General features: G+C 67.4%; 28 protein-coding genes. 14 read left to right on the top strand and 14 right to left on the bottom strand.

The features are described from left to right. Positions 1–14: 14 nt before the first annotated feature. A complete protein-coding gene (locus PG2T_RS14650; RefSeq protein WP_068807158.1) occupies positions 15–347 on the bottom strand; it encodes a hypothetical protein in 333 nt (110 codons plus the stop codon). A gap of 292 nt (positions 348–639) precedes the next feature. Here PG2T_RS14650 and PG2T_RS14645 point away from each other — a divergent pair, with 292 nt between their 5' ends. Together PG2T_RS14645 and PG2T_RS14640 are read left to right on the top strand one after the other, a co-directional pair. Continuing rightward, positions 640–1,122, top strand: a complete 483-nt coding sequence (locus PG2T_RS14645; RefSeq protein WP_068807155.1) for a glutathione peroxidase — start codon at positions 640–642, stop codon at positions 1,120–1,122. Positions 1,123–1,177: 55 nt separating this feature from the next. Then, positions 1,178–1,633: a DUF3237 domain-containing protein gene (locus PG2T_RS14640; RefSeq protein WP_068807152.1), complete on the top strand. Its 456-nt coding sequence runs from the start codon at positions 1,178–1,180 to the stop codon at positions 1,631–1,633. On the opposite strand, the gene PG2T_RS14635 is transcribed toward PG2T_RS14640, so the two are convergent. Further along, a complete protein-coding gene (locus PG2T_RS14635; RefSeq protein WP_068807151.1) occupies positions 1,612–3,369 on the bottom strand; it encodes an FAD-dependent oxidoreductase in 1,758 nt (585 codons plus the stop codon). The two genes, PG2T_RS14640 and PG2T_RS14635, sit on opposite strands and share 22 nt — an antisense overlap. A 108-nt stretch (positions 3,370–3,477) precedes the next feature. Here PG2T_RS14635 and PG2T_RS14630 point away from each other — a divergent pair, with 108 nt between their 5' ends. From PG2T_RS14630 to PG2T_RS14610, 5 genes are all read left to right on the top strand, one after another. Continuing rightward, positions 3,478–4,851 (top strand): aromatic ring-hydroxylating dioxygenase subunit alpha, encoded by a 1,374-nt coding sequence (locus PG2T_RS14630; RefSeq protein ID WP_068807149.1) that lies wholly within the window; start codon positions 3,478–3,480, stop codon positions 4,849–4,851. Between the two features lie 10 nt (positions 4,852–4,861). Next, the gene (locus PG2T_RS14625) at positions 4,862–5,434 is read left to right on the top strand and encodes an aromatic-ring-hydroxylating dioxygenase subunit beta (RefSeq protein ID WP_068808477.1); all 573 of its coding nucleotides are present in this window, start codon (positions 4,862–4,864) and stop codon (positions 5,432–5,434) included. Between the two features lie 39 nt (positions 5,435–5,473). Beyond that, complete coding sequence (locus PG2T_RS14620) at positions 5,474–5,839, top strand: putative quinol monooxygenase (protein WP_068807147.1); 366 nt, start codon at positions 5,474–5,476, stop codon at positions 5,837–5,839. A gap of 19 nt (positions 5,840–5,858) precedes the next feature. Beyond that, positions 5,859–6,941: a VOC family protein gene (locus PG2T_RS14615; RefSeq protein WP_068807145.1), complete on the top strand. Its 1,083-nt coding sequence runs from the start codon at positions 5,859–5,861 to the stop codon at positions 6,939–6,941. 86 nt (positions 6,942–7,027) lie between these two features. Further along, positions 7,028–7,522, top strand: a complete 495-nt coding sequence (locus PG2T_RS14610) for an REP-associated tyrosine transposase (RefSeq protein WP_068807143.1) — start codon at positions 7,028–7,030, stop codon at positions 7,520–7,522. A 350-nt stretch (positions 7,523–7,872) separates the two neighbouring features. On the opposite strand, the gene PG2T_RS14605 is transcribed toward PG2T_RS14610, so the two are convergent. The 3 genes from PG2T_RS14605 to PG2T_RS16160 all read right to left on the bottom strand — a co-directional run bounded on the left by PG2T_RS14605 (position 7,873) and on the right by PG2T_RS16160 (position 10,620). Then, complete coding sequence (locus PG2T_RS14605) at positions 7,873–8,856, bottom strand: IS5 family transposase (protein WP_068802296.1); 984 nt, start codon at positions 8,854–8,856, stop codon at positions 7,873–7,875. A gap of 240 nt (positions 8,857–9,096) precedes the next feature. After that, entirely contained in the window at positions 9,097–10,080 is a 984-nt protein-coding gene (locus PG2T_RS14600) for an IS5 family transposase (protein WP_068802296.1), read from the bottom strand. A gap of 54 nt (positions 10,081–10,134) precedes the next feature. Next, positions 10,135–10,620 carry a hypothetical protein gene (locus tag PG2T_RS16160; RefSeq protein WP_145931110.1) on the bottom strand — a complete coding sequence of 162 codons (486 nt, stop codon included), beginning with the start codon at positions 10,618–10,620 and terminating at the stop codon, positions 10,135–10,137. Positions 10,621–10,642: 22 nt separating this feature from the next. Here PG2T_RS16160 and PG2T_RS14595 point away from each other — a divergent pair, with 22 nt between their 5' ends. After that, complete coding sequence (locus PG2T_RS14595) at positions 10,643–10,966, top strand: phage integrase N-terminal SAM-like domain-containing protein (RefSeq protein ID WP_418268525.1); 324 nt, start codon at positions 10,643–10,645, stop codon at positions 10,964–10,966. A gap of 124 nt (positions 10,967–11,090) precedes the next feature. Here PG2T_RS14595 and PG2T_RS14590 read toward each other — a convergent pair whose 3' ends face one another. Genes PG2T_RS14590 through PG2T_RS14555 form a run of 9 tightly spaced genes read right to left on the bottom strand, consistent with a single transcriptional unit; the run spans position 11,091 to position 17,708 of the window. Further along, positions 11,091–11,411, bottom strand: a complete 321-nt coding sequence (locus tag PG2T_RS14590) for a HesB/IscA family protein (RefSeq protein WP_068807138.1) — start codon at positions 11,409–11,411, stop codon at positions 11,091–11,093. 12 nt (positions 11,412–11,423) lie between these two features. After that, entirely contained in the window at positions 11,424–11,975 is a 552-nt protein-coding gene (sufT, locus tag PG2T_RS14585) for a putative Fe-S cluster assembly protein SufT (RefSeq protein ID WP_068807135.1), read from the bottom strand. Between the two features lie 34 nt (positions 11,976–12,009). Beyond that, complete coding sequence (gene sufU / locus PG2T_RS14580; RefSeq protein ID WP_068807132.1) at positions 12,010–12,462, bottom strand: Fe-S cluster assembly sulfur transfer protein SufU; 453 nt, start codon at positions 12,460–12,462, stop codon at positions 12,010–12,012. Beyond that, the gene (locus tag PG2T_RS14575; protein WP_068807129.1) at positions 12,459–13,712 is read right to left on the bottom strand and encodes a cysteine desulfurase; all 1,254 of its coding nucleotides are present in this window, start codon (positions 13,710–13,712) and stop codon (positions 12,459–12,461) included. The genes sufU and PG2T_RS14575 overlap by 4 nt, the downstream gene beginning before the upstream one ends. A gap of 13 nt (positions 13,713–13,725) precedes the next feature. Beyond that, complete coding sequence (gene sufD / locus PG2T_RS14570; protein WP_158513218.1) at positions 13,726–14,499, bottom strand: Fe-S cluster assembly protein SufD; 774 nt, start codon at positions 14,497–14,499, stop codon at positions 13,726–13,728. After that, positions 14,466–14,984 (bottom strand): SufD family Fe-S cluster assembly protein, encoded by a 519-nt coding sequence (locus PG2T_RS16305; protein WP_158513217.1) that lies wholly within the window; start codon positions 14,982–14,984, stop codon positions 14,466–14,468. The genes sufD and PG2T_RS16305 overlap by 34 nt, the downstream gene beginning before the upstream one ends. Then, complete coding sequence (sufC, locus tag PG2T_RS14565) at positions 14,981–15,736, bottom strand: Fe-S cluster assembly ATPase SufC (protein ID WP_068807126.1); 756 nt, start codon at positions 15,734–15,736, stop codon at positions 14,981–14,983. The genes PG2T_RS16305 and sufC overlap by 4 nt, the downstream gene beginning before the upstream one ends. Before the next feature lie 31 nt (positions 15,737–15,767). Next, positions 15,768–17,237 (bottom strand): Fe-S cluster assembly protein SufB, encoded by a 1,470-nt coding sequence (sufB, locus tag PG2T_RS14560; RefSeq protein WP_068807123.1) that lies wholly within the window; start codon positions 17,235–17,237, stop codon positions 15,768–15,770. Continuing rightward, positions 17,238–17,708: an SUF system Fe-S cluster assembly regulator gene (locus PG2T_RS14555; RefSeq protein WP_068807120.1), complete on the bottom strand. Its 471-nt coding sequence runs from the start codon at positions 17,706–17,708 to the stop codon at positions 17,238–17,240. It abuts the gene before it with no gap. Positions 17,709–17,855: 147 nt separating this feature from the next. Here PG2T_RS14555 and folD point away from each other — a divergent pair, with 147 nt between their 5' ends. From folD to PG2T_RS14525, 6 genes are all read left to right on the top strand, one after another. Continuing rightward, entirely contained in the window at positions 17,856–18,722 is an 867-nt protein-coding gene (gene folD / locus PG2T_RS14550; RefSeq protein ID WP_068807117.1) for a bifunctional methylenetetrahydrofolate dehydrogenase/methenyltetrahydrofolate cyclohydrolase FolD, read from the top strand. A gap of 110 nt (positions 18,723–18,832) precedes the next feature. Continuing rightward, positions 18,833–19,225: a VOC family protein gene (locus PG2T_RS14545; protein ID WP_068807114.1), complete on the top strand. Its 393-nt coding sequence runs from the start codon at positions 18,833–18,835 to the stop codon at positions 19,223–19,225. Continuing rightward, complete coding sequence (locus PG2T_RS14540) at positions 19,222–19,866, top strand: sulfotransferase family protein (protein WP_068807111.1); 645 nt, start codon at positions 19,222–19,224, stop codon at positions 19,864–19,866. The genes PG2T_RS14545 and PG2T_RS14540 overlap by 4 nt, the downstream gene beginning before the upstream one ends. 7 nt (positions 19,867–19,873) lie before the next feature. After that, the gene (locus tag PG2T_RS14535; RefSeq protein WP_068807108.1) at positions 19,874–20,224 is read left to right on the top strand and encodes a Spx/MgsR family RNA polymerase-binding regulatory protein; all 351 of its coding nucleotides are present in this window, start codon (positions 19,874–19,876) and stop codon (positions 20,222–20,224) included. After that, positions 20,221–21,354 (top strand): succinyl-diaminopimelate desuccinylase, encoded by a 1,134-nt coding sequence (dapE, locus tag PG2T_RS14530; protein ID WP_068807105.1) that lies wholly within the window; start codon positions 20,221–20,223, stop codon positions 21,352–21,354. Before PG2T_RS14535 ends, dapE begins: the two co-directional genes overlap by 4 nt. Further along, positions 21,351–22,721, top strand: coding sequence for a L,D-transpeptidase family protein (locus tag PG2T_RS14525; RefSeq protein WP_083214976.1), 1,371 nt, complete (start codon positions 21,351–21,353; stop codon positions 22,719–22,721). The genes dapE and PG2T_RS14525 overlap by 4 nt, the downstream gene beginning before the upstream one ends. Positions 22,722–22,795 lie beyond the last annotated feature (74 nt).

Genomic DNA, 22,795 nt, shown 5'->3' with positions numbered 1-22,795 from the left:
CTGCCGATCAGGTTTCAGACGACGACCGATGCCGGCGGCGCGCGAACCTGATACGGGAGAGCAACAGGAGGAAGGAAAACGTGGGACCGCAGCGCGACCGGTGCCGGCGCGGCCGTGCCCAGGGAAATGACCGCCGGCGGCGCCGGCGCCAGTGCGCCATCGTGGCCGACATACGCCACGCACAGCACGCACACCGCATGCTGCGGCACCACCGGCGAGTCGGTCCGCTGCTCGTGCGACAGATGGCCCAGCGCGTGCAGCATGCCGCCCGTCTGCAACGCCACCAGCAACAAGGCCAGCAGCAGCGACAGGTACTTCGGCAAGACTTGGCGGGGCCGCACGGTCATGCTGGGTCGGCGGGGCGGGTCGATGAGAGACAGGGGGTGTGCGGATCAATCATGCCACAGCGCATGAACGGCCCACCAAGCCCCGCTGCGGCCGCCGGCCTCGATCGGCAAGGGCCGCAACACGGGCAGCTGCATGCGCGGCGCAGGCTCCAGCCGTACTATCGGACATGGCCGCGGTGGCGACAGCCGACCTGCTTGAGTGCCTGCCGCAGCAGGAGCGGCTCGACCGCCCAGATGACGGCGGCCGGCGGCAACCACCCTGACGATCAACTCCCGCCCAGGAGGCGTCCCCATGACAAGCATCTACGATGTCGAAGCAAAACAGCTGAACGGCGAGCCCGTGACGCTGGACCAGTTCAAGGGCAAGGCCCTGCTGATCGTGAATACCGCCAGCAAGTGCGGCTTCACGCCCCAGTACCAGGCGCTCGAAGCGGTCTATCGCAAGTTCAGGGACCGCGGCCTGCAGATTCTGGGCTTTCCGTGCAATCAGTTCGGCAAGCAGGAGCCGGGCGACGCGCAGGAAATCGCCAGCTTCTGCAGCACCCGCTACGAGGTCAGCTTCCCGATGTTCGAGAAGATCGAGGTCAACGGCGACGGAGCCCACCCGCTGTATCGCCTGCTCAAGAACGCGGCGCCGGGGGTGCTGGGTAGCGAGGCCATCAAGTGGAATTTCACCAAGTTCCTGGTCGGCCGCGACGGCAAGGTCATCAAACGCTACGCGCCGGCCACCAAGCCCGAGAAAATCGAACAGGACATCGAGGCCGCCCTGACCTGATTCGAAGCGGGCCACAACAGCGGCGTCGAGCCGCGACTACCCGGGAGGAGTCGATATGCACCTGACCGCGCTGATGCGCTTCAACGTCGATGTCGCGGCGCCGATCGAGGTCGGCCCCACGCCGACCGGGCAACGCATGGTGGCCAACATCACCGGCGGCGCCTTCGATGGCGAGCGCCTGAAAGGCCGGATTCATGCCAGCGGCGCCGACTGGATACTGGTGGACCAGGGCGGCATGGGCCGCGTGGATGTGCGGATCGTGCTCGAAACCGACGACGGCGCGAACATCTACGTCACCTACGGCGGGTTTCTGGAGATGAGTGCCCGCTTCGGCCAGGCGATCGCCAGCCGCGGCGAGACCCGCTTCGGCGAGCTTTACCTGATCACCCAGCTGCGCTTCGAAACCGGCGACGCGCGCTATCAGTGGTTGAACCACACGCTGGCCGTGGGCGAAGGCCGGGTCGTGCCTGGCGGCATCGAGTACCAGGTTTACGAACTGACGCCGGCCTGACCGGCGTCGACCGTTGCCGCATCGCCTGCGGCCGGCATCGAGGCACTGATCTTGCCGGCGGCTGCGAGGGCGGCAACGTAACCGAAGGTCATGGACGGCCCGATGGTGGCGCCCGGCCCAGGGTAGGAATGGCCCATCACCGAGGCCATGCTGTTGCCGGTGGCCCACAGGCCTTCGATAACGGTACCGTTGCGATCCAGCACCTGCGCCAATTCGTTGGTGACCAGGCCACCACGGGTGCCAATGTCGCCGGGGTACAGCTTGACGGCGTAAAACGGCGGCTTGGTCAGCGGCGCCAGGTTCGGGTTACGGAAATGCGGGTCGCCGAAGATGCGGTCGTAGGCGCTCTCACCGCGGTGAAAATCGGCATCGACGCCGCTTTCCGCATAGGCGTTGAACCTGCGCACCGAGGCCACCAGCTTGTCGCCCGGCACGCCGATCTGCCCGGCCAGCGCCTCCAGCGTCGGCGCCTTGAAGAAATCGCCGTGCTCGAAGAACTTGCGCGGCAAGGGCAACGCCGGTGGCGCCAGGCCCAGCAGGTACGACTCCCGGTTGGCCCGGTCCAGGATGATCCAGCACGGCACGTGCGACACGCCCGTGCCGTTGTGCAGCTCATGGATGCGGTGCACGACGTCCGAGTAAGGGGCCGCCTCGTTCACGAAGCGCTCGCCCTGGCTGTTCACCATCATCGCGCCGGGCGTCGAGCGTTCGGTGACGCTGAAGTTCGGATAGCGCTGAGCGCCGACCTGGCTGACCGGCCCCCACCAGGCGTCTTCCATCAGGTCCACGCGCGCCCCGACCACCTGACCGGCACGGATGCCGTCGCCAGTGTCACTCTCGACCGCGATCGACCAGGCGGCCTGCGACGGCTGCGGGTGGTACTGATCGCGCATGGCCTGGTTGTGGGCAAAGCCGCCCGTGGCCAGCAACACGCCGCGCCTGGCCCGATAGCGGCGTGGCTTGAAGTTGCGCATCACTTCCACGCCGACCACGCGGCCGTCTTCCTGGATCAGCCGCGTCAGGGCGGTGTTCAGCTCCACCGGGATGCCGGCGCGCAGCACCGAGTAATACAAACGCCCGGCAATGCCCTGCCCCATCGTCAGCATGGCCTTGCCGGTCAGCAGGTTGCGGGCCGTATCGGCGATGGTCCGCAGCAACTGGCGGCGGCCGCTCCAGTGCCGGCGCAGGCCGCCCATGATCTGCACCCGGCGCAGGCTGATTGAGGTGTAGCGCACGCCCAGCATCACCGGCCGGCGCAGGTGCTTGAAGTTCGGTCCAAGTTCGCGACCGTTGAAGGGCAGCGGCTCCAGCGCCCGGCCATCGGCGAAGCCGCCCGGCGCCTCCGGGTAATAGTCCGAATAGCCCCGGCTCCACTCGAACTGCATCGCGCTGTGGTCGCGCAGAAAGGCGATCATGTCCGGGCCATGTTTCAGGTAAGCCTCCTGCAGCGCGCGTGGCGTACGCTCGCCGACCGTGGCGGCCATGTAGGTGCGGGCCAGTTGCGCACTGTCCGGCAGGCCGCCGTGCAGGGCCAGGTAGTTGTTCGGAATCCACACGCAGCCGCCTGATCGCGCGGTGCTGCCGCCGACGTAGGCGGATTTCTCGATGATCACGCTGCGCAGGCCGTGGTGATGCGCGGTCAGCGCCGATGTCATGCCCCCACCGCCGCTGCCGACCACGATCCAGTCGAACTCCTGATCCCACTGAACCCCGTGTCCCTTGCCCTCATCGGTCATCGCCCGATCCTCCCCTGTGACGCAAATTGACACCCCGCTTCGCGCGCCCCTACCATGGCCAAACGTTCGTGAGCATAAGGCACGCGACGGCCGAGGCGGAGAAGAAGCATGGATGTTTCGCACCTGATCGACCCCGACCGCGGCCTGATCCGCGGTGAAATTTTTCACAGCCAAGCGATCTACGAACAGGAGCTGGAGCAGATATTCGCCCGCTCCTGGATATTCCTGGCCCACGACAAGATGCTTCCGCAGCCCGGCGACTTCATCCAGAACTACATCGGCGAGGATCCGGTGCTGGTGGTGCGCCAGCCGGACGGGTCAGTCAGAGCCTTTCTGAACCAGTGCCGGCACCGCGGCATGCGCATCTGCCGCGCCGACCGCGGCAACGCGCGCAATTTCATGTGCTCGTTCCACGGCTGGAATTACGGCCTTGACGGCGACGTGATCAATATCCCGCACGGCGAGGCAATCTACGACGCCGTGGAGCGGGCCGAATTTCGTGCGACGCCGGTGCGCCTGGCCAATTACAAGGGCTTCATCTTCGGCACCTGGGACGCTGCGGCCCCGGCCTTCGAGGACTATCTGGGCGATTTCGCCTGGTACTTCGACGCCTACATCGACCGCTACGAAGGCGGCCTGGAAGTCGTCGGCATGCACAAGTGGGTGCTGCCCGCCAACTGGAAGTTCAACGCCGAACAGCCGGCGTCGGACATGTACCACGGCGAGGTGTCGCACGCCTCAGCGTTTCAGGTCATGGTCCCGCCGCCCAAGGACGCCCACAGCCCGCCGCCGGACTGGGCCATGCGCCAGCTCGGGCAGCTGTCCAACCCGTCCGGCTTTCAGTTCGCTTCACCCTACGGCCACGGCAACGGCTGGTTTGCCGGCGGCATGCCGACCATGAACGAAACCATCTACCGCTGGCAGGAAGCCACGGCAGCGCAGGTCGCCGCGCGTCTGGGCCCCGAGCGGGTGCTCTCGGCCGGCCACGCCAACATCTTTCCGAACTTCATGATGCTCAGTAACTACACGTTCCGCGTCACGCACCCGCGCGGCCCGAACGAGATGGAAATCTGGGCCTGGTCGATGGCGCCGGTGGCGGCGCCGGCCGAGGTCAAGGAGGCGATCCGCCTGGACCTGCTGCGCACCTTCAGCCCGGCCGGCATGTTCGAGCAGGACGACGCCGTCAACTGGGAGGAGGAACAACGCATCCTGCGCGGCCACATGGCACGCAAGGCGCCGCTGATCTACAAGCAGATGCTCGGACGGGCGCGTTACGACGCCGACGGCCTGCCGGGTCGCACGGTGCCGCACGTATACGCCGAAGAAGGCGCCCGCGGCATGTACCGGCATTACATGGACATGATGTCCGGCGCGCCCTGGCCGGACCTGACGCGGCGCAAACAGCAGCGCGAGGACGCCGAGCGCCGCGCGCTTGCCGCGCAAGGCCAGCCGCCCGCGAAGCCCGACGCGGCCGCCGCCTGAGGCCAGCGCCATGAACGAACCGAACGTCGTGCACCTGTTCCAGCGCGAGGACCATCTGGCGCCGGTCAACGTGCCCATGCAGACGGCCTACGAGATTGAACAGTTCCTGTATGCCGAGGCCGAGCTGCTGGACGCCTGGAAATTCCGCGACTGGCTGGCCCTGATGGCGCCGGACGTGCATTACTGGGCGCCGGTGCGCGAGAACCGCCTGGCGCGCGAGATGGAACGCGAGATGTACCCGCCCGGCACGGCGGCGCATTTCGACGAGAACCTGCACATGCTGGGCGAGCGCGTGAACCGCCTGTACACCAACATGGCCTGGTCCGAGGCGCCGCCGTCACGCACGCGGCATCTGGTCAGCAACGTGCGTGCGCACACCACCGGCCAGGCCGACGAGTTCGACGTGCAGTCGAGTTTTCACGTGTACCGCACCAGCAGCGAGCGGCACCAGGACTCGGTGATCGGCAAGCGCTTCGACCGCCTGCGCCGGGCGAATGCGCCGTACGGATTCCAGATCGTCAACCGCACCGTGGTGTTCGACATGGCGACCCTGCTGGTCAAGAACCTGAGCCTGTTTTACTGAGCGGATTGTTCAAAGCCACATAACGAGGAGAAGCACCCTATGGCCGGCGTACGCGTCATCGTCACCCTGAACTTCCCGAGCCCGGAAGCCGCCGAGCAGGCCGTGGCCGGCATGGCACAGGCCTTCAAGCCGGTCCTGCAGGAACCGGGCGCGCTGCAGTACGAACTGTTCCGCAGCGTGGACAACCCGCAGCGGGTCATCCTGATGGAGCACTGGGCCAGCCGCGCGCTCTACGACCAGCACTGGAACAAACAAATGCGCGAACAGGGCGCGCCCGATCAGGAACAGGCCCGCGCGCTGAGCCCGACCTTCGAGTTCTACCCGCAGGCGAACTACGACCTCGTCGACGGCATCTGGCAGCCGCTGGACCCCGCCGATCGCATGACCACCATCCGTTGGGCCTGAACCGACGCGGAGCCACGCAATGAACAAGATTCCCACCGACGACCTGCTGCACATCGGCGTGGTCGTACAGGACGCCCGCGCCAGCGCCGGCAAGTTCGCGCGCATGTACGGCGTCACCGACTGGGCCGTGACCGACCACACGCCCGAGCGCCTGAAAAACACCGTCACCCGCGGCCATGCCGCGCCGCAGCATTTTCTGACCGCCACCGGCCAGGCGCAGACCAATCTGGGGCCGGTCACCATCCGTCTGATCGAGCCGCGCGGCGGCTGGACCACCTATCAGGAATTCCTTCTCACCAAGGGCGAGGGCATCCACCACGTCTGCACTGCGGTCGTGGACAAGGCCGGGATGGAGCAGCTCGAAACCTGGCTGGCCAAGGAAGGCGTCGGCATCGCGCAAAGCGCCGTGTTGCCCGACGGCGTGCGCGAAGTGTGTCTGGACACCCGGGCGACTCTGGGCGGCTTCTACGTGCAGCTGCTGGTGGCCGATGGCGAGCGCCCGGCCGCGCAACCGGACGAGGTCTGGAACCTTGCCGATGCGGTTCCCGAGGGCGGCCCGCTGCTGCCGCTGGGCACCTTCCAGATGCACTTTGGCGTAGTGGTCAACGATCTTATGGCGCGCGTGGCCGACTGGTCGCGCCTGTTCGGGCTTGCCGAATGGAACTTCATGAACTGGCGCAACGCCCCCGGCTCGCTGGAAGACCCGGAATACATGGGCAAGCCGGTCGACCACGCCTACTTCACGACGCTGTTCAGCTTCACGCCGCTGCTGGGTTTCGAGGTCATCCAGCCGACCTTCGGCCCCAGCCACTACAAGGAGAACTACCGCAACCTGGTCGGCGAGGGCATCCACCACGTCAACGCCTCGATGCTGCCGGACGCGGAGGCCTGGAAGGCCAGTGCACAGCGCCTGGCCCAGGCCGGCATGCCGGTGGTCATGGGCGGCGGCATCGGCGGCGGCTTTGCCAATTTCTATTACGTCGATACGGCCAAGGAGCTGGGCTACGTGACCGAGGTGCTGCACCCCGGCCCGGCCTGGGACAAGGGCCCGGCCGGCATTCAGCCGGTGATGAGCGCGAACCTGGCGCCGGCCGCCGCCTGACGAAAGACGTTAGTACGGCGGATCGGGCCTGATACGCAGCAAGGCTGCCCAAGGCACGATCCGCCGCGCAGCCCGCGTAGGGCGGAATAGCGCAGCGCAGTCCGCCTTCCGGGTTGCCCCGCCGCCGCCGGCTGTTGGTCGAGAACATCGGGGCGCTGCGCGAAGCGTTTCGCGGCGTCCGGCATCGGTATCCCTTCACCATCGACGCCATCGTGATCCTCCCGGATCATCTGCACTGCGTCTGGACGCTGCCGCCCGGCGATGCCGATTTCTCCACCCGCTGGCGACTGATCAAAGCCGCCTTCGCGCGCGGCATCGCGGCTGGGGAACGGCTGTCCGAACGACGCCAGCGCACCGGCGAGCGCGGCATCTGGCAGCGGCGCTTCTGGGAACACGCGATCCGCGATGCGGCCGACCTGAGCCGACACGTGGACTACATTCATCACAACCCCGTGAAACACGGCCACGCCGACCGCGTTGTGGACGGGCCGTATTCGTCATTTCACCGCTACATCGAGCGGGGTGTTTATCCACCAGACTGGGCCGCCGGATCAGCAGTGCGCGGGGTGAGTTTCGAGTAGCCTTGCTCTCGGAAGGCGGAATACGCTGCGCTATTCCGCCCTACGCGGGCTATGTAAATGAATATGCCAGGCGCAGGATGTGTTGAACGCCTAACGTGGAGTTGAGGCGCCTGCGCGGCTTATTGCGCAGGTCGCCTCGCACGCAGGGTTAGGTTTCATTTGCCCTCGCTTCCGCTGTTTACACCGGTGGCCTTCTCGAACTTAGGGAAACGCTGATCAATCCCCCGAAACCAGCGCTATGGACATGACGGCGCTGACGCGTGACCGCCCCTGGGGAAAAACGGCCCGTTTTCGGGTGTGGATCGGGCCAATGTGCGTGTTCTGGCCGGATATTCCGGTTTTGGGCTCCCTCAGGACGCACGGAGGGTGTGCCGCGCCCGAAGGCGCCAGCCGGCAATCACCACGTTGGCCAGGCCGAACAGCGTGAACAGCTGCGCCTGGTTCTTGGCCAGCCCCCGGTAACGCGCCTTGCGGTGCTTGAACAGGTTCTTGATGATGTGAAACGGATGCTCGACCTTGGCCCGCAGGCTCGCCTTGACCTGTTCGATCCGTTCCTGCAGGCGGCCCAGCGCGTCATCGGGCAGGGCCCGGCGCACGCCCGGGCGCAGCGCCACGTGCCAGGTGACCGGCGTGTCCCGATTCTCCGGGCGCTTGGCTACGCCCTGGTAGCCGGCATCGCCCAGCGCGTCCGTTTCCTGCCCGTGCAGCAGGGCGTGCGCCTGGGTCACGTCGTTGACGTTGGCCGGCGTGGTCAGCACCGTGTGCACCAGCCCCGAGTCCAGGTCGACCCCGATGTGCGCCTTCATGCCAAAGTGCCACTGGTTCCCCTTCTTGGCCTGATGCATGTCCGGATCGCGCGCCCGGTCGCGGTTCTTGGTCGACGGCGGGGCGGCGATCAGCGTCGCATCCACGAGGGTGCCCTCACGCAGCAGCAGGCCCTGGCGGGCCAGGTGATCGCGAATCGTCTCGAAGATCACCCGGCTCAGACCCTGATCTTCCAGCAGGCGGCGGAACTTCAGCAGCGTGGTCGCATCCGGCGCCGCCTCGCGGGCCAGGTCGATGCCGATGAAGCAGCGGATGGCGTGGCTGTCGTACACGGCGTCCTCGATGCCCTCGTCCGACAGCCCAAAGCACTGCTGCGCCACGTACATGCGCAGCATGCGCGACAGCCCCAGCGGCGGGCGGCCCGGGCCCTTGCCGGCCGGGTAGAACGGCGCCAGCGCCGCCTCCAGCTGCGCCCACGGCGTCACCGCCTGCAGCTGCGCCAGGAAGCGCTCGCGGCGCGTCTGCTTCTTCTTGCCGGCGTACTCGAGGTCGGAAAAGCTCGTTTGCATGACGTCTGCTCACCACCGCTGCGGACCAGGTCACATTGTCTCAGGACCAAGGTCTCATGCCTCCAACGGGAGGGAATAAATCAGCGTTTCCTTAGGGAAACGCTGATCAATCCCCCGAAACCAGCGCTATGGACATGACGGCGCTGACGCGTGACCGCCCCTGGGGAAAAACGGCCCGTTTTCGGGTGTGGATCGGGCCAATGTGCGTGTTCTGGCCGGATATTCCGGTTTTGGGCTCCCTCAGGACGCACGGAGGGTGTGCCGCGCCCGAAGGCGCCAGCCGGCAATCACCACGTTGGCCAGGCCGAACAGCGTGAACAGCTGCGCCTGGTTCTTGGCCAGCCCCCGGTAACGCGCCTTGCGGTGCTTGAACAGGTTCTTGATGATGTGAAACGGATGCTCGACCTTGGCCCGCAGGCTCGCCTTGACCTGTTCGATCCGTTCCTGCAGGCGGCCCAGCGCGTCATCGGGCAGGGCCCGGCGCACGCCCGGGCGCAGCGCCACGTGCCAGGTGACCGGCGTGTCCCGATTCTCCGGGCGCTTGGCTACGCCCTGGTAGCCGGCATCGCCCAGCGCGTCCGTTTCCTGCCCGTGCAGCAGGGCGTGCGCCTGGGTCACGTCGTTGACGTTGGCCGGCGTGGTCAGCACCGTGTGCACCAGCCCCGAGTCCAGGTCGACCCCGATGTGCGCCTTCATGCCAAAGTGCCACTGGTTCCCCTTCTTGGCCTGATGCATGTCCGGATCGCGCGCCCGGTCGCGGTTCTTGGTCGACGGCGGGGCGGCGATCAGCGTCGCATCCACGAGGGTGCCCTCACGCAGCAGCAGGCCCTGGCGGGCCAGGTGATCGCGAATCGTCTCGAAGATCACCCGGCTCAGACCCTGATCTTCCAGCAGGCGGCGGAACTTCAGCAGCGTGGTCGCATCCGGCGCCGCCTCGCGGGCCAGGTCGATGCCGATGAAGCAGCGGATGGCGTGGCTGTCGTACACGGCGTCCTCGATGCCCTCGTCCGACAGCCCAAAGCACTGCTGCGCCACGTACATGCGCAGCATGCGCGACAGCCCCAGCGGCGGGCGGCCCGGGCCCTTGCCGGCCGGGTAGAACGGCGCCAGCGCCGCCTCCAGCTGCGCCCACGGCGTCACCGCCTGCAGCTGCGCCAGGAAGCGCTCGCGGCGCGTCTGCTTCTTCTTGCCGGCGTACTCGAGGTCGGAAAAGCTCGTTTGCATGACGTCTGCTCACCACCGCTGCGGACCAGGTCACATTGTCTCAGGACCAAGGTCTCATGCCTCCAACGGGAGGGAATAAATCAGCGTTTCCTTAGGGTCAGTTGAAAGGACGCGATTTACATAGGCGCGGATCTTCTTTCGCGGGACCATGTTTGGTTTCTTGTGACGGGCCGCCAGGTTATTGGTGTCGGGGAACTCTTCGGCAAAGAACTCTTCAAGAAATTGACGATGTCGATCTGTCACTCGATCGTTCGTGATTGCCGCGGCCAGGAAGAAAATGTCCTCACGAATTTCGTCGAGGGTGCGTTGTAGGACTGCCTGTTCTTGGAGAAACCCATGCAGTAGCAGTACGTCAATTGCGTGTAGAGCGCTTATTGATCGAGCGACCTTCTGGAGTAACGCTTGCTCAATCAATTCCTCCTTGTGCCGAAAAACAAAACTGTCGCGCCATGGAACCGCTTGTGGAGGCGGAACTTGGCCTTCCAGTCGACGGAATGCGTTCTTCATTACGGTCAGTGACTGATGAAAGATGCGGCGCATGTCAGATGAAACCTAACTATAAATGAGCACCCCAAAAGGCGTTTTGTTTTGCGCCTCCGGGGTGCCTAATATTCCATCGGGCAAGGCTACTGCGCGCTTGGCCATGGTGTCAACCATGGCAATACATCCCAAAACATTTGGCGATTACACCTCCGGCGGGGTACCTAAACCGAAGCTGCTGGACGAGGTGCGTGCCCGCATCCGGCGGTTGCACTACAGCGCCCGCACCCAGGATGCGTATGTCGATTGGGTGCGGCGATTCGTGCTGTTCCACGGCAGGCGGCACCCGCGTGGCCTTGGCGCGGCCCGGATTGAGACGTTTTTGACATATTTGGCCGGGATGTAATGGGCGACGGACGACGGCTTTTCAGGTTGAATCCAAAAAATAAGAATAGCCCCTGCTGAACTAATCGGGCCTGCGTCAATCCCGTATCAGAGCCGAAACCCGCAGGCCAGTTTTTCCAGACCCCTCAGACGCTGAAGCTCTCGCCGCAGCCGCAGCTGTCCTTGACGTTGGGGTTGTTGAACTTGAAGGCCTCGTTGAGGCCCTCCTTGCGGTAGTCCAGTTCCATGCCGTCCAGGATCGGCAGGCTGTCGCGGGACACCACCAGGCGCACGCCCTGGTCGTCGAACTGCAAGTCGTCGTCGTTGATCTGCTGCGCCGGCTCCACCACGTAGGCATAGCCCGAGCAGCCGCTCTTGCGCACGCCAAGGCGCAGCATCGGCGGCTGCTGGCCGGCCAGGATGTGCGCTACCCGTTTGGCGGCCGCTTCGGTCAGTCGAATGTTCATGCGCTCAGTTCCTCACATCATGCCGGTTTGCAGACGGGCGGCCTCGCTCATCATGTCGGCGGTCCACGGCGGGTCGAGCACCACTTCCACGGCAGCATCGGCGACGCCCGGAATGACCAGCAGTTTTTCCTTCACGTCCTCGGCGATCACATCACCCATGCCGCAGCCGGGCGCGGTCAGGGTCATCTTGACCTCGACCCGGTAGCGGTCCTTGCCGATCGACTCGACATCGCACCCGTAGATGAGGCCCAGTTCCACGATATCAACCGGAATCTCCGGGTCGTAGCAGGTGCGAAGGTGCTGCCAGACCAGATCCTCGACCGCCTGTTGCGACACGGCGCCGTGAAAGTTCTCGGCCGGCAGCGGCACCCGCGTCTTGCCGAGCGCATCCGCATCCTTGGCGTCGATGCGCGCCATCTGACCTTCCAGCAGCACCGTGTAGCTGCCGCCCAGTTGCTGCAGGAGCGTGACCTCGGTGCCCTTCTTCGCGTTCACCTGGATGCCCAGCGGCACGAACAGGGCCTTGCAGTCTCGGCTCAGGACGACGGTTTCGCGTTCGGTCACGGCAGGATTCTCGGGTGGGGGATGGACGCGGCGATCATTCGGTCCTGGCCGGCGTGGCGTCGCCGTGGGCGGCGTTGTGCAGGGTGTGCCAGGCCAGCGTGGCGCATTTCACGCGCGACGGGAACTCGCGCACGCCGGCCAGCACGGCCAGCTTGCCGAGCTTGTCGGCGGTCTCCTCGCGCGGGTCCTCGCCGGTGACCATGGCGTGAAAGTCCTGGAACATGGCTTCGGCCTCGGGCACGGTCTTGCCCTTGATGGCCTGCGTCATCAGGGACGCCGAGGCGGTCGAAATGGCGCAGCCGGCGCCCTCGAAGCGCACGTCCGTGATGCGGTCGCCGTCCAGGTGCAGGTAGACGGTAATCTTGTCGCCGCACAGCGGGTTGTAGCCGTGGGCCTGCCGGTTGGCATCGACCAGAACGCCGTAGTTACGCGGGTTCTTGTTGTGATCGACGATCAGTTCCTGATACAGGTCGCGCAAGCTGCTCATCGGACAAACATCTCCACGGCCCGGCGCAGGGCCTGCGCCAGCCGGTCCAGGTCCTCGCGGGTGTTGTAGAAAGCCAGCGACGCGCGCGCCGTGGCCGGGACGCCGAAATGCTCCATCACCGGCATGGCGCAGTGATGGCCGGCGCGGATGGCAACGCCCTCGGTGTCCAGCACGGTGCCGATGTCGTGGGCATGCAGGCCGTCGATCACGAACGACAGGATGCCGGCCTTGTGCGCGGCCGTGCCGATCATCCGCAGGCCGGGAATCTCCTGCAACAGCGCCGTACCGTAGATGAGCAGCTCGTGCTCGTAGGCGGCCACCGCCTCCAGACCGACCTCGCCCAGATACTCGATGGCGGCACCCAGGCCGATGGCGCCGGCAATGTGCGGCGTGCCGGCCTCGAACTTGTACGGCAGGTCGTTCCAGGTGCTGCCTTCGAAGCTGACGGTGCGGATCATGTCGCCGCCGCCCTGCCAGGGCGGCATTGCGTCGAGCAGCGCGCGACGGCCGTACAGCGCGCCGATGCCGGTTGGCGCGTACAGCTTGTGACCGGAGAAGGCATAGAAATCGCAGTCCAGCGCCTGCACGTCGACCGGCGTGTGAGCCACCGCCTGCGCGCCGTCCACCAGTACCGGTACGCCCTGCGCGTGGGCAAGATCGATCATCTCGCGCACCGGGTTGACGGTGCCGAGCGCATTGGACACATGCGCCACGGCCACCAGCCGGGTGCGCGCACCCAGCAGCCGGCGAAACTCGTCCATGCGCACGCTGCCGGTGTCGTCGAGCGTCGCCACCTTGAGCGTGGCGCCGGTCTGGGCGCACACCATCTGCCAGGGCACGATGTTGGAGTGGTGCTCGAGGCCGGTGATCAGCACCTCGTCGCCGGGGCCAAGATTGGCCCGGCCGTAGCTTTGCGCCACCAGGTTGATGGCCTCGGTGGTGCCGCGCACGAAGATGATCTCGGCCGCCTCGCGGGCATTCAGGAAGCGCCGCACGCGCTCGCGCGCACCCTCGTGGGCAGCGGTGGCCTGCTCGGACAGCCAGTGCACGCCGCGGTGGATGTTGGCGTTGATCTCGCGGTAGTAACGCGCCTCGGCGTCGATGACCGCCTGCGGCTTTTGCGTGGTGGCGGCGTTGTCCAGATACGCCAGCGGCTGGCCGCGCACGCTGCGCTGCAGCAGCGGGAATTCGGCCCGCCAGCGGGCGGCCGGAAAGTCTTGCTGGTGGGCGCTGTAAGTTGCGATGGTCATGATTCGAAACCGGTCAGAGCTGGGGCAGGCGGGCGTCGATCAAGGCGGCGACCGCATCCTGCAGGCGTACGTCCAGGTCGCCGAGCGCGTCGCGGGCGAAAGCCGTCATCAGCAATTCGCGGGCGGCCGCTTCGGCTATGCCGCGGGACCGAAGATAGAACACCTGCGCCTCGTCGAGCTGGCCGACGGTGGCGCCGTGGCTGCACTTGACGTCGTCGGCGTAGATTTCGAGTTCCGGCTTGGCGTCCACCTCGGCGCGATTCGACAGCAGCAGGTTGGCGCAGGTCATGGCCGAGTCGGTCTTGTCGGCGCCCGGGTGCACGTGCACGCGGCCGTTGAACACCGCCCGGCCGGTGCCGCCGATCAGGCCCTTGTAGGTCTCCTCGCTGCGGCAGTGCGGGGCGATGTGCTCGATGCGGGTGTGGAAGTCCACGTGCTCGCTGGTGCCCGCTGTGTACAGGCCGCGCAGGCTGCATTCGCCGCCCGCTTCGTCCAGTTTGACGTCGATGTCCTGCCGAACAAGGCCGCCGCCGGCCGCCAGCGCGTGCGACTCGAAGCGCGCATCGCGGCCCACGCGCACCCGAAAATCGCCGATATGAATCGCCGCCGGCCCTTCGGTGAGCAGCTTCACATGCCGCAGGCGCGCGCCCGGCGCCAGCGTGGCCTGCGCCAGTACGTTGACGTGGTAGGCATCCGTACCGGCACCCAGGTAGTGTTCCACCACCAGCGCCTCGCTGTGCTCGCCCAGTTCGATCAGCAGGCGCAGGTGCGCGGATGACTGCGCCACCCCCCCACGTGCACCACGTGCAGGGGCTCGGCAAGACGCGCACCGGGCGCCAGACGCAGCCACAGGCCGTCCTCGAACAGCGCCTGGTTGAGGGCGGCGAAGGGGCGTTCCGGGTCTTCCAGTCGCAGCCGCGAGCGCAGGGCATCGCCGTCGGCGGCCAGCGCCGCGGCCAGATTCGATACTTCAACGCCGGGCGCTGCCGGCAGGCGCGACCACTGCGGCACCAGCCGCCCGCCGGCGAACACCAGCAGCGCGCCGTCCGTGGGCGCGATCACCGGCAGATCAGTCAGCGCCAGCGGCGCCTTGGGCGCGAAGCGTTCCAGTGCCGAGAGGCGCGTGTACTTCCAGTCCTCGTCGCGCCGGCCGGGCAGGCCACGTGCCGAAAAACCGCTCCAGGCTACGTCACGCAGCTCCTGCAGCCAGGCCGGCTCGGCGCCGCCGCTGCGCTGCGCGTACTGCGCCTGCCAGTGCGCCAGCGCGCTCATGCGGAGGCCGCCTCCGCACGCAGCCAGCCGTAACCGCTTTCCTCCAGCTCACCGGCCAGCTCCGGGCCGCCGGAGCGCACGATCAGGCCCTCCGACAGCACGTGGATACGGTCCGGCGGCACGTAGTCGAGCAGCCGCCGGTAGTGCGTCACCAGCAGCATGGCGCGGTCCGGGGCGCGCAGGCGGTTGATGCCGTCTGACACCACCCTGAGCGCGTCGATGTCGAGGCCCGAGTCGATCTCGTCCAGCAGCACCAGTTCCGGTTCCAGCAGCGCCATCTGGAAAATCTCGGCGCGCTTTTTCTCGCCGCCGGAGAAACCCTCGTTGATGGCCCGCTGCAGGAAGTCCTCGCGGATGCCCAGCTCCTTCATGCGGCCCTTGACCATGACCAGAAAGTCCATGGCGTCGAGTTCTTCCTCGCCGCGGTGCTTGCGCCGGGCGTTGACCGCCGCGCGCAGGAACACCGCCGTCGACAGGCCTGGAATCTCGACCGGGTACTGGAAGCCCAGGAACACGCCGGCGCGGGCGCGGTCCTCCGGCGCCAGCGCCAACAGGTCCTGGCCGCGGTAGCTCACGCTGCCGCCCAGCACCTGGTAGCCGTCGCGCCCGGCGATGACGTTGGCAAGCGTGCTCTTGCCCGAGCCGTTCGGGCCCATGACGGCATGCACCTCGCCGGCATCGATGGACAGGTCCAGGCCGCGCAGGATTTCCTTTCCATCCACTGCGACGCGCAACCCCTTGATTTCAAGCATGACTGGCATGACGTGCCCTGACTGATTCCGTTTAACCGACGCTGCCTTCCAGACTCACGCCCAGCAGGCGCTGTACCTCGACGGCGAATTCCATCGGCAGTTCCTTGAAGACCTCCTTGCAGAAGCCGTTGACGATCATCGACACCGCATCCTCCTCGCCGATGCCCCGCTGGCGGCAGTAGAACAGCTGATCCTCGCCGATCCTGGAGGTGGTGGCCTCGTGCTCGACCGTGGCGGTCGGCTCCTGCACCTCGATGTACGGAAAGGTGTGCGCGCCGCAGCGGCTGCCGATCAGCAGCGAGTCGCACTGCGTGTAGTTGCGGGCGCCCTGGGCGCCGCGCAGCACCTTGACCAGGCCGCGGTAGGCATTGCTGCCGCGGCCGGCGGAAATGCCTTTGGAAATAATGGTGCTGCGCGTGTTCTTGCCAACATGGATCATTTTGGTGCCGGTGTCGGCCTGCTGATAATTGTTGGTCAGCGCCACCGAATAGAACTCGCCCACCGAGTTGTCGCCGGTCAGCACGCAGGACGGATATTTCCAGGTGATGGCCGAGCCGGTCTCGACCTGCGTCCAGGAAATCTTGGCGTTGCGGCCGCGGCAGTCGCCGCGCTTGGTGACGAAGTTGTAGATGCCGCCGCGGCCCTGGGCGTCGCCGGGGTACCAGTTCTGCACGGTCGAGTACTTGATCTGCGCGTCATCCAGGGCCACCAGCTCCACCACCGCGGCATGCAGCTGGTTCTCGTCGCGCATCGGCGCCGTGCAGCCTTCCAGGTACGACACGTGGCTGCCGACGTCGGCCACGATCAGCGTGCGCTCGAACTGGCCGGTCTTGGCGGCGTTGATGCGGAAATAGGTGGACAGCTCCATCGGGCAGCGCACGCCCGGCGGGATGTACACGAACGAGCCGTCCGTGAACACGGCGGCATTGAGCGCCGCGTAGAAGTTGTCGGCCGACGGCACCACGCTGCCCAGGTACTTCTTCACCAGTTCCGGGTGGTCCTGCACGGCCTCCGAGAACGAGCAGAAGATCACGCCATGCTCGGCCAGCTTTTTCTTGAACGTGGTACCGACCGACACGCTGTCGAACACAGCATCCACGGCCACGCCGGGCCCGGCCTCGGCCGCCACGCCGGCCAGCGCGGCCCGTTCGTGCAGCGGGATACCCAGCTTCTCGAACGTGGCCAGCAGCTCCGGATCGACTTCGTCCAGGCTCCTGGGGCCGTCCGCCTGCGACTTGGGCGCCGAGTAATAGACGATGTCCTGAAAGTCCACCGCCGGGTAATGCACATGCGCCCACTCGGGCGGCGTCATCCTGAGCCAGTGGCGATACGCCTCCAGGCGCCAGGCAAGCATGAATTCCGGCTCGCCCTTCTTGGCCGAGATCAGGCGAATCACGTCCTCGTTCAGACCCGGCGGCAGCGTGTCGGCGTCGATGTTCGACACGAAACCCGCGCTGTAGTCGCGTTCCAGAAAATGGCCAATGTCGGTCGTGGTGTTCATCTACGGAGTCCCCGCTCGAATCAGGCCCGGTTGCGCCGACGGTCGCGCCAGCGGGCGGATCGGTGTTGGCGCCGGGCGGATCATGTCGGCCAGCGTCATGGCCTCCAGCGCCGCCAGTACCAGCTGGTTGATGCGCTGCCAGTTGCCGCGGATGGAGCACACCGATTCCTGCACGCACAGCCCCTCGCTGCTGCCGCACTCGGTCAGGCCCACCGGCCCCTCGAAGCTGCGCACGATCTGCGCCACCGAAATCTGCGCCGCCGGGCGCGCCAGGATGTAGCCACCGCCCTGCCCGCGCGCCGAACGCAGCAATCCCGCCCGCACCAGCGCCTTGAGCACCTTGCTGGTGGTCGGCAGGGCAATGCCCGTGGCCTGCGCCACTTCGGAGGCCGAGTGCACCTGATCCGCCGTGGCGGCCAGGTGACCCATCACTACCGTGGCGTAGTCGGTCAGTTTGCTTACGCGCAGCATGCGGGCTGGGCTCGTGGAGGACGTCGGGTCGACATGAAGTTGTGGACCATTTTAGTCCTGATTGCTCGGGCCGAACAAGCCGTGCCTTGGCCGCCTTTCTGGCCGCGTGCGATCATTGCGCGCCCCGCCACCTGACCAAACACCCACATGCCAGCCCGCATCATCGACGGCAAAGGCGTGGCGGCCGCGCTGCGCACGGCGCTGGCTGCCCGCACCGCGGCTTTCACCGCCCGGCACGGACGCCCGCCGGGCCTGGCCGTGCTGCTGGTCGGCAGCGATGCCGCCTCGCACGTCTATGTGCGCAACAAGCGGCGCGCATGCGAGGAAATCGGCATGGCGTCCTTCGCCCACGACCTGCCGGCCGACACCCGCGAAGCGGATCTGCTGATTCTGATTGACCGGCTGAACGCCGACCCGGCGGTGGACGGCATCCTGCTGCAACTGCCCCTGCCGGATCACATCCAGCCGGAAGTGGTGCTGGAGCGGATCGATCCGGCCAAGGACGTGGACGGCTTTCACCCCTACAACATCGGTCGGCTGGCGCAGCGCCTGCCGGGCCTGCGGCCGTGCACGCCGCGCGGCATCATGCGCCTGCTGGAACATTACGAGATCCCGGTCCGCGGTCAGGACGCGGTGGTGGTGGGCGCCTCCAACATCGTCGGTCGGCCGGTGGCCCTGGAACTGCTGCTGGCCGGCGCCACGGTGACCATCTGCCACCGCTTCACGCAGGACCTGAAAGCGCATGTCGAGCGCGCGCAGCTGCTGGTGGTTGCGGTCGGCAAGCCGGGCCTGATCCCCGGCGACTGGATTGCCCCCGGCGCGACGGTCATCGACGTCGGCATCAACCGCCTGCCGGACGGCAGCCTGCGCGGCGACGTCGACTTCGACGCCGCCCGCCAGCGCGCGGCCTGGATCACTCCGGTACCCGGCGGTGTCGGGCCGATGACCATCGCGCTGTTGCTGGAGAACACCCTCGCGGCGGCGCACGGGCGCTGCACTGCGCAAACCCCGTAAGCACCGGCAATACGGGCCACGCGCACGCCCCTTGCCGAATGCACAACCGAGGCGCCCCTCCCGCGGTGCCATAATCGGCCGCTGTGGAAGCCGCGACGGAGGAGCCCCGCATGCTGAAACGACTCGACCACGTCGAACTCATCCCCAGCGATTTCGAACGCAGTCTGGACTTCTACACCACCGTCCTGGAGGGCAGTCTGGCCCAGCGTTACGCCGTTGACGTACCCGGCGTGAGCGAAATCGCCTACATCAAGATCGGCGACTCGGCCGTGGAGCTGATACGGGCGCCGGGCGCCCAGGCCCTGGCGCAGACCGGTGAGCGCATCGGCTACCGGCTGATGGCCTTCGAGGTCGGCGACATGCTGCAGACGCTGGCAAAACTGTCGGCCCACGGCGTCACGCCAAGTTGGGGCCCGCTGGAAACCCCGGCCTTCATCCGCGCCGAGATCAACGATCCGGACGGCAATGCCATCGAGCTGCGCGAATGGAGGCAGCGGCCATGAGCGGGACGGCGCGCCTGGACGTGATCGGCGTTGGCCTGGGCCGCACCGGTACCGCCAGCCTCAAGCTGGCGCTGGAGCAGCTCGGATTCGGTCCCTGCCACCACATGCTGGAGCTGTTCCAGCGCCCCGGCGACGCGGCGCGCTGGCAAGCCCGGGCGCGCGGCGAGGCAGTCGGCTGGGACGAATTGCTGGGCGGCTTTCGCTCGACGGTGGACTGGCCATCGGTGCATTTCTGGCGCGAGCTGGTGCACGATTTCCCGAACGCGAAGATCATCCTGAGCGTGCGCGACCCTGAGTTCTGGTACGACAGCATCAGCAACACCATCTTCAAGGCGCTGGAACAACCGCTGCCGCAGCAGGACGACGCCGCCCGCGGCCAGCGCGTGATGGCCAAGGACATCATCGTCGAGCGCGCCTTCGACAACCGGCCGCTGGACAAGGCCCACGTGCTGGGCCGTTACGCCGCTCACAATGCCGAGGTACAGCGCAGCGTGCCGGCCGGGCGCCTGTTGACCTACGACGTTTCCCAGGGCTGGGAGCCGCTGTGTCGTTTTCTGGGTGTGCCGGTGCCGGCCACGCCCTTCCCGAGCGCCAACCGGCGCGACGAGTTCCATCACGGCCCGGGCCGCCAGCGCGACTGAATCCTGCATGACCCTGTACGGCATCAAGAACTGCGACACGGTCAAGAAGTCCCGCGCCTGGTTCGCCGGGCGCGGCATCGAAATGCCGTTTCACGATCTGCGCAGCGATGGCCTGGAGGCCGATGTCGTGCGCTGCTGGCTGGCGGCAGTGGGCGCCGCGCGGCTGGTGAATCGCAGCGGCACCACCTGGCGGGCGCTCACGCCCGCACAGCAGGCGATCACCGATGAGGACGCGCTGGTCCCCCTGCTGCTGGCGCAGCCGACGCTGATCCGTCGGCCGGTGGTCCGGATCGGTGACACGAGCACGGTCGGCTTCGTGCCGGACACCTGGGTGGGCTTGCTTGAGGCAGGCGCATGAGCGCCGCGCTGGAACTTGCCCAGGCGCTGATCCGCCGCCCCTCGATCACGCCGCAGGATGGCGGCTGCCAGGCACTGCTGGGGCAAAGGCTTGCGGCGCTGGGCTTTCATGTGGAGCCGATGCGTTTCGGCGCCGTCGACAATCTGTGGGCGAGGCGGGGCACCGATGGCCCTGTGCTCGTGTTCGCCGGCCACACGGACGTGGTGCCGGTCGGCGATGCGGACGCCTGGTGCTGCGACCCGTTCGCGGCTGAAATCCGCGATGGCCAGCTGTACGGCCGCGGCGCTGCGGACATGAAAGGCGCATTGGCGGCGATGGTGGTGGCCTGCGAGCGCTTCCTGGCGGCCTGCCCGCAGCCCGCAGGCTCGATCGGTTTCCTGCTGACCAGCGACGAGGAAGGCGACGCCGTCGACGGCACCGTGCGGGTGATGGAAACCCTGACCGCGCGCGGCGAATCCATTGACTGCTGCCTGATCGGCGAACCGTCCAGCGACCAGCGCCTGGGCGACACGCTGCGCATCGGCCGGCGCGGCTCGCTGTCGGCGCGCCTGCGCGTGCACGGCGTGCAGGGTCACGTGGCGTACCCGGAAAAGGCGCTCAATCCCATCCATGCCTTCGCGCCGACGCTTGCCGCGCTGTGCAGCGAGGACTGGGGTGGTGATGATCCGGCCTTCCCGCCGGTGAGCTTTCAGATTTCCAACATCCACGCCGGCACCGGCGCCGGTAACGTCATCCCCGGCGAGCTGCTCGTCGACTGCAACTTCCGCTTCCCGCCGCAGCCCGGCGCGGCGGCGCTCAAGGCCCGCTTCGAGGGCATAGTCGCCCGGGGCGGCGCCCGCTGCGATGTGCACTGGACACTGGGCGGCGAACCGTTCATCACCCGCGGCGGGCGCCTGCTGGAGGCGACGCAGGCGGCGCTTGGCGAGGTACTGGGCGTCCTGCCGACGCTTTCCACCGGCGGCGGCACCTCGGACGGGCGCTTCATCGCACCGTCCGGCGCCGAGGTGATCGAGCTTGGCCTGCGCAATGCCAGCATCCACAAGGTGGACGAGTGCACGCCCGTGGCCGAGATCGAGCAGTTGGCGGCCGTGTACGAAGCGGTGCTGCACCGGCTGCTGGGGAAGCGATGAACCGTACCGACACGCACCGTACCGCCCGCCCGGCCCATCTGCTGCGGCTGGCCGGTGCGGCGCTGCTGCTGATCGCGCTGTCCGGCTGCGCCGGCTGGGGTGCCCGCGAGCGGCCGCAACTTGCGCCCGCGCCGCCACCGCCGGAACCGTTCGCGCTGAACAGCTTCGAGCTTCAGGACGACACCGACGTGGTCGGCCGCCTGCGGCACACCACCGTACAGGGCGAGGAAACCCTGCTCGACATCGCCCGCGCCTACGACCTGGGCTACGACGAGATTCTGGCGGCCAACCCGGGCGTCGATCCATGGACGCCCGCCAGCGGCCAGCGCGTGCTGCTGCCCACCGCCCATGTGCTGCCCGATGCGCCGCGCGAGGGCATCGTGATCAACCTAGCGGCGCGACGTCTGTATTACTACCCGCCGCGGCACGACGGCGAGCCGGCGCGGGTCGTCACCCACCCGATCGGCATCGGTCGCGAGGGCTGGGCGACGCCGCTTGGCCGCACCAAAGTGGCCAAAAAGCACGCCGCGCCGGCCTGGACCGTACCGGCCTCGATCCGCCGCGAACACGCCGCCAAGGGCGACCCGCTGCCGGCCGTCGTGCCGCCGGGGCCGGACAATCCGCTCGGCAGCCATGCGCTGCGCCTGGGCTGGTCCAGCATCCTGATCCACGGCACCAGCAAGCCGGCCGGCATCGGCATGCGCGTCAGCCACGGCTGCATGCAGCTGTACCCGGAAGACATCGCGCCGCTGTTCGAGGCGGTGCCGGTCGGCACGCCGGTGACCGTGGTCGACCAACCCTACCTGGCCGGTGTCGGCACCGACGGGCTGCTGCTGGAAGCGCACGAGCCGGTGAAACCCATGTCCGGCACACGCCGCGAGGCGGCCGTGACGCGCGCCATCGAGGCCGCCATCGCCCGCCATCGGCTGCAGGACAGCGCGCTGGTGGACCTGGACCTGGCGCAGGCGCATGCCGGCCGGCACGCGGGCTATCCGCTGCCGATCGAAGCCAGCGCACCGGCGCAGGACGCCTGGCTGGCCGCCCTGCCGGCGGCGCCGCCATTGCCAACGCCGCACGTGGCGCCGGTCGGCCAGGGCGAGTGGTACGTGGACCTGGGTCGTTTCAAGTCCGAGAACAACGCCCGCCGGCTGGTGGCCATGCTCACCCACCAGGGCCCGCCCATCCCGGCCCTGCGCGTGCCCGGTGAAGGGCAGCATCGGGTGCTGGCCGGACCGTATCCGTCGAAGGCACTGGCAAGTGCCGCGGCGCGCCGCATCGAGCGCGATCTGGACGAAACCGGGCGGCCCATTCACCTCGCGCCCGCCGTGGCCAGCAACGCAGCGCCGCCGTCGGCTATGCTGCCCTGAGGATGCCCAGCCATCCGGTTCGCGCCCGGTGCGGCGCTGCCGCGCGCGCGGACGGGCACCACCGATAAAACCGA

It is taken from the genome of Immundisolibacter cernigliae (assembly GCF_001697225.1).
GTDB classification, from domain to species: Bacteria; Pseudomonadota; Gammaproteobacteria; order Immundisolibacterales; family Immundisolibacteraceae; genus Immundisolibacter; species Immundisolibacter cernigliae.
The sequence above is the reverse complement of the archived record's forward strand: the minus strand, read 5'-3'. Positions and strand labels throughout refer to the sequence as shown.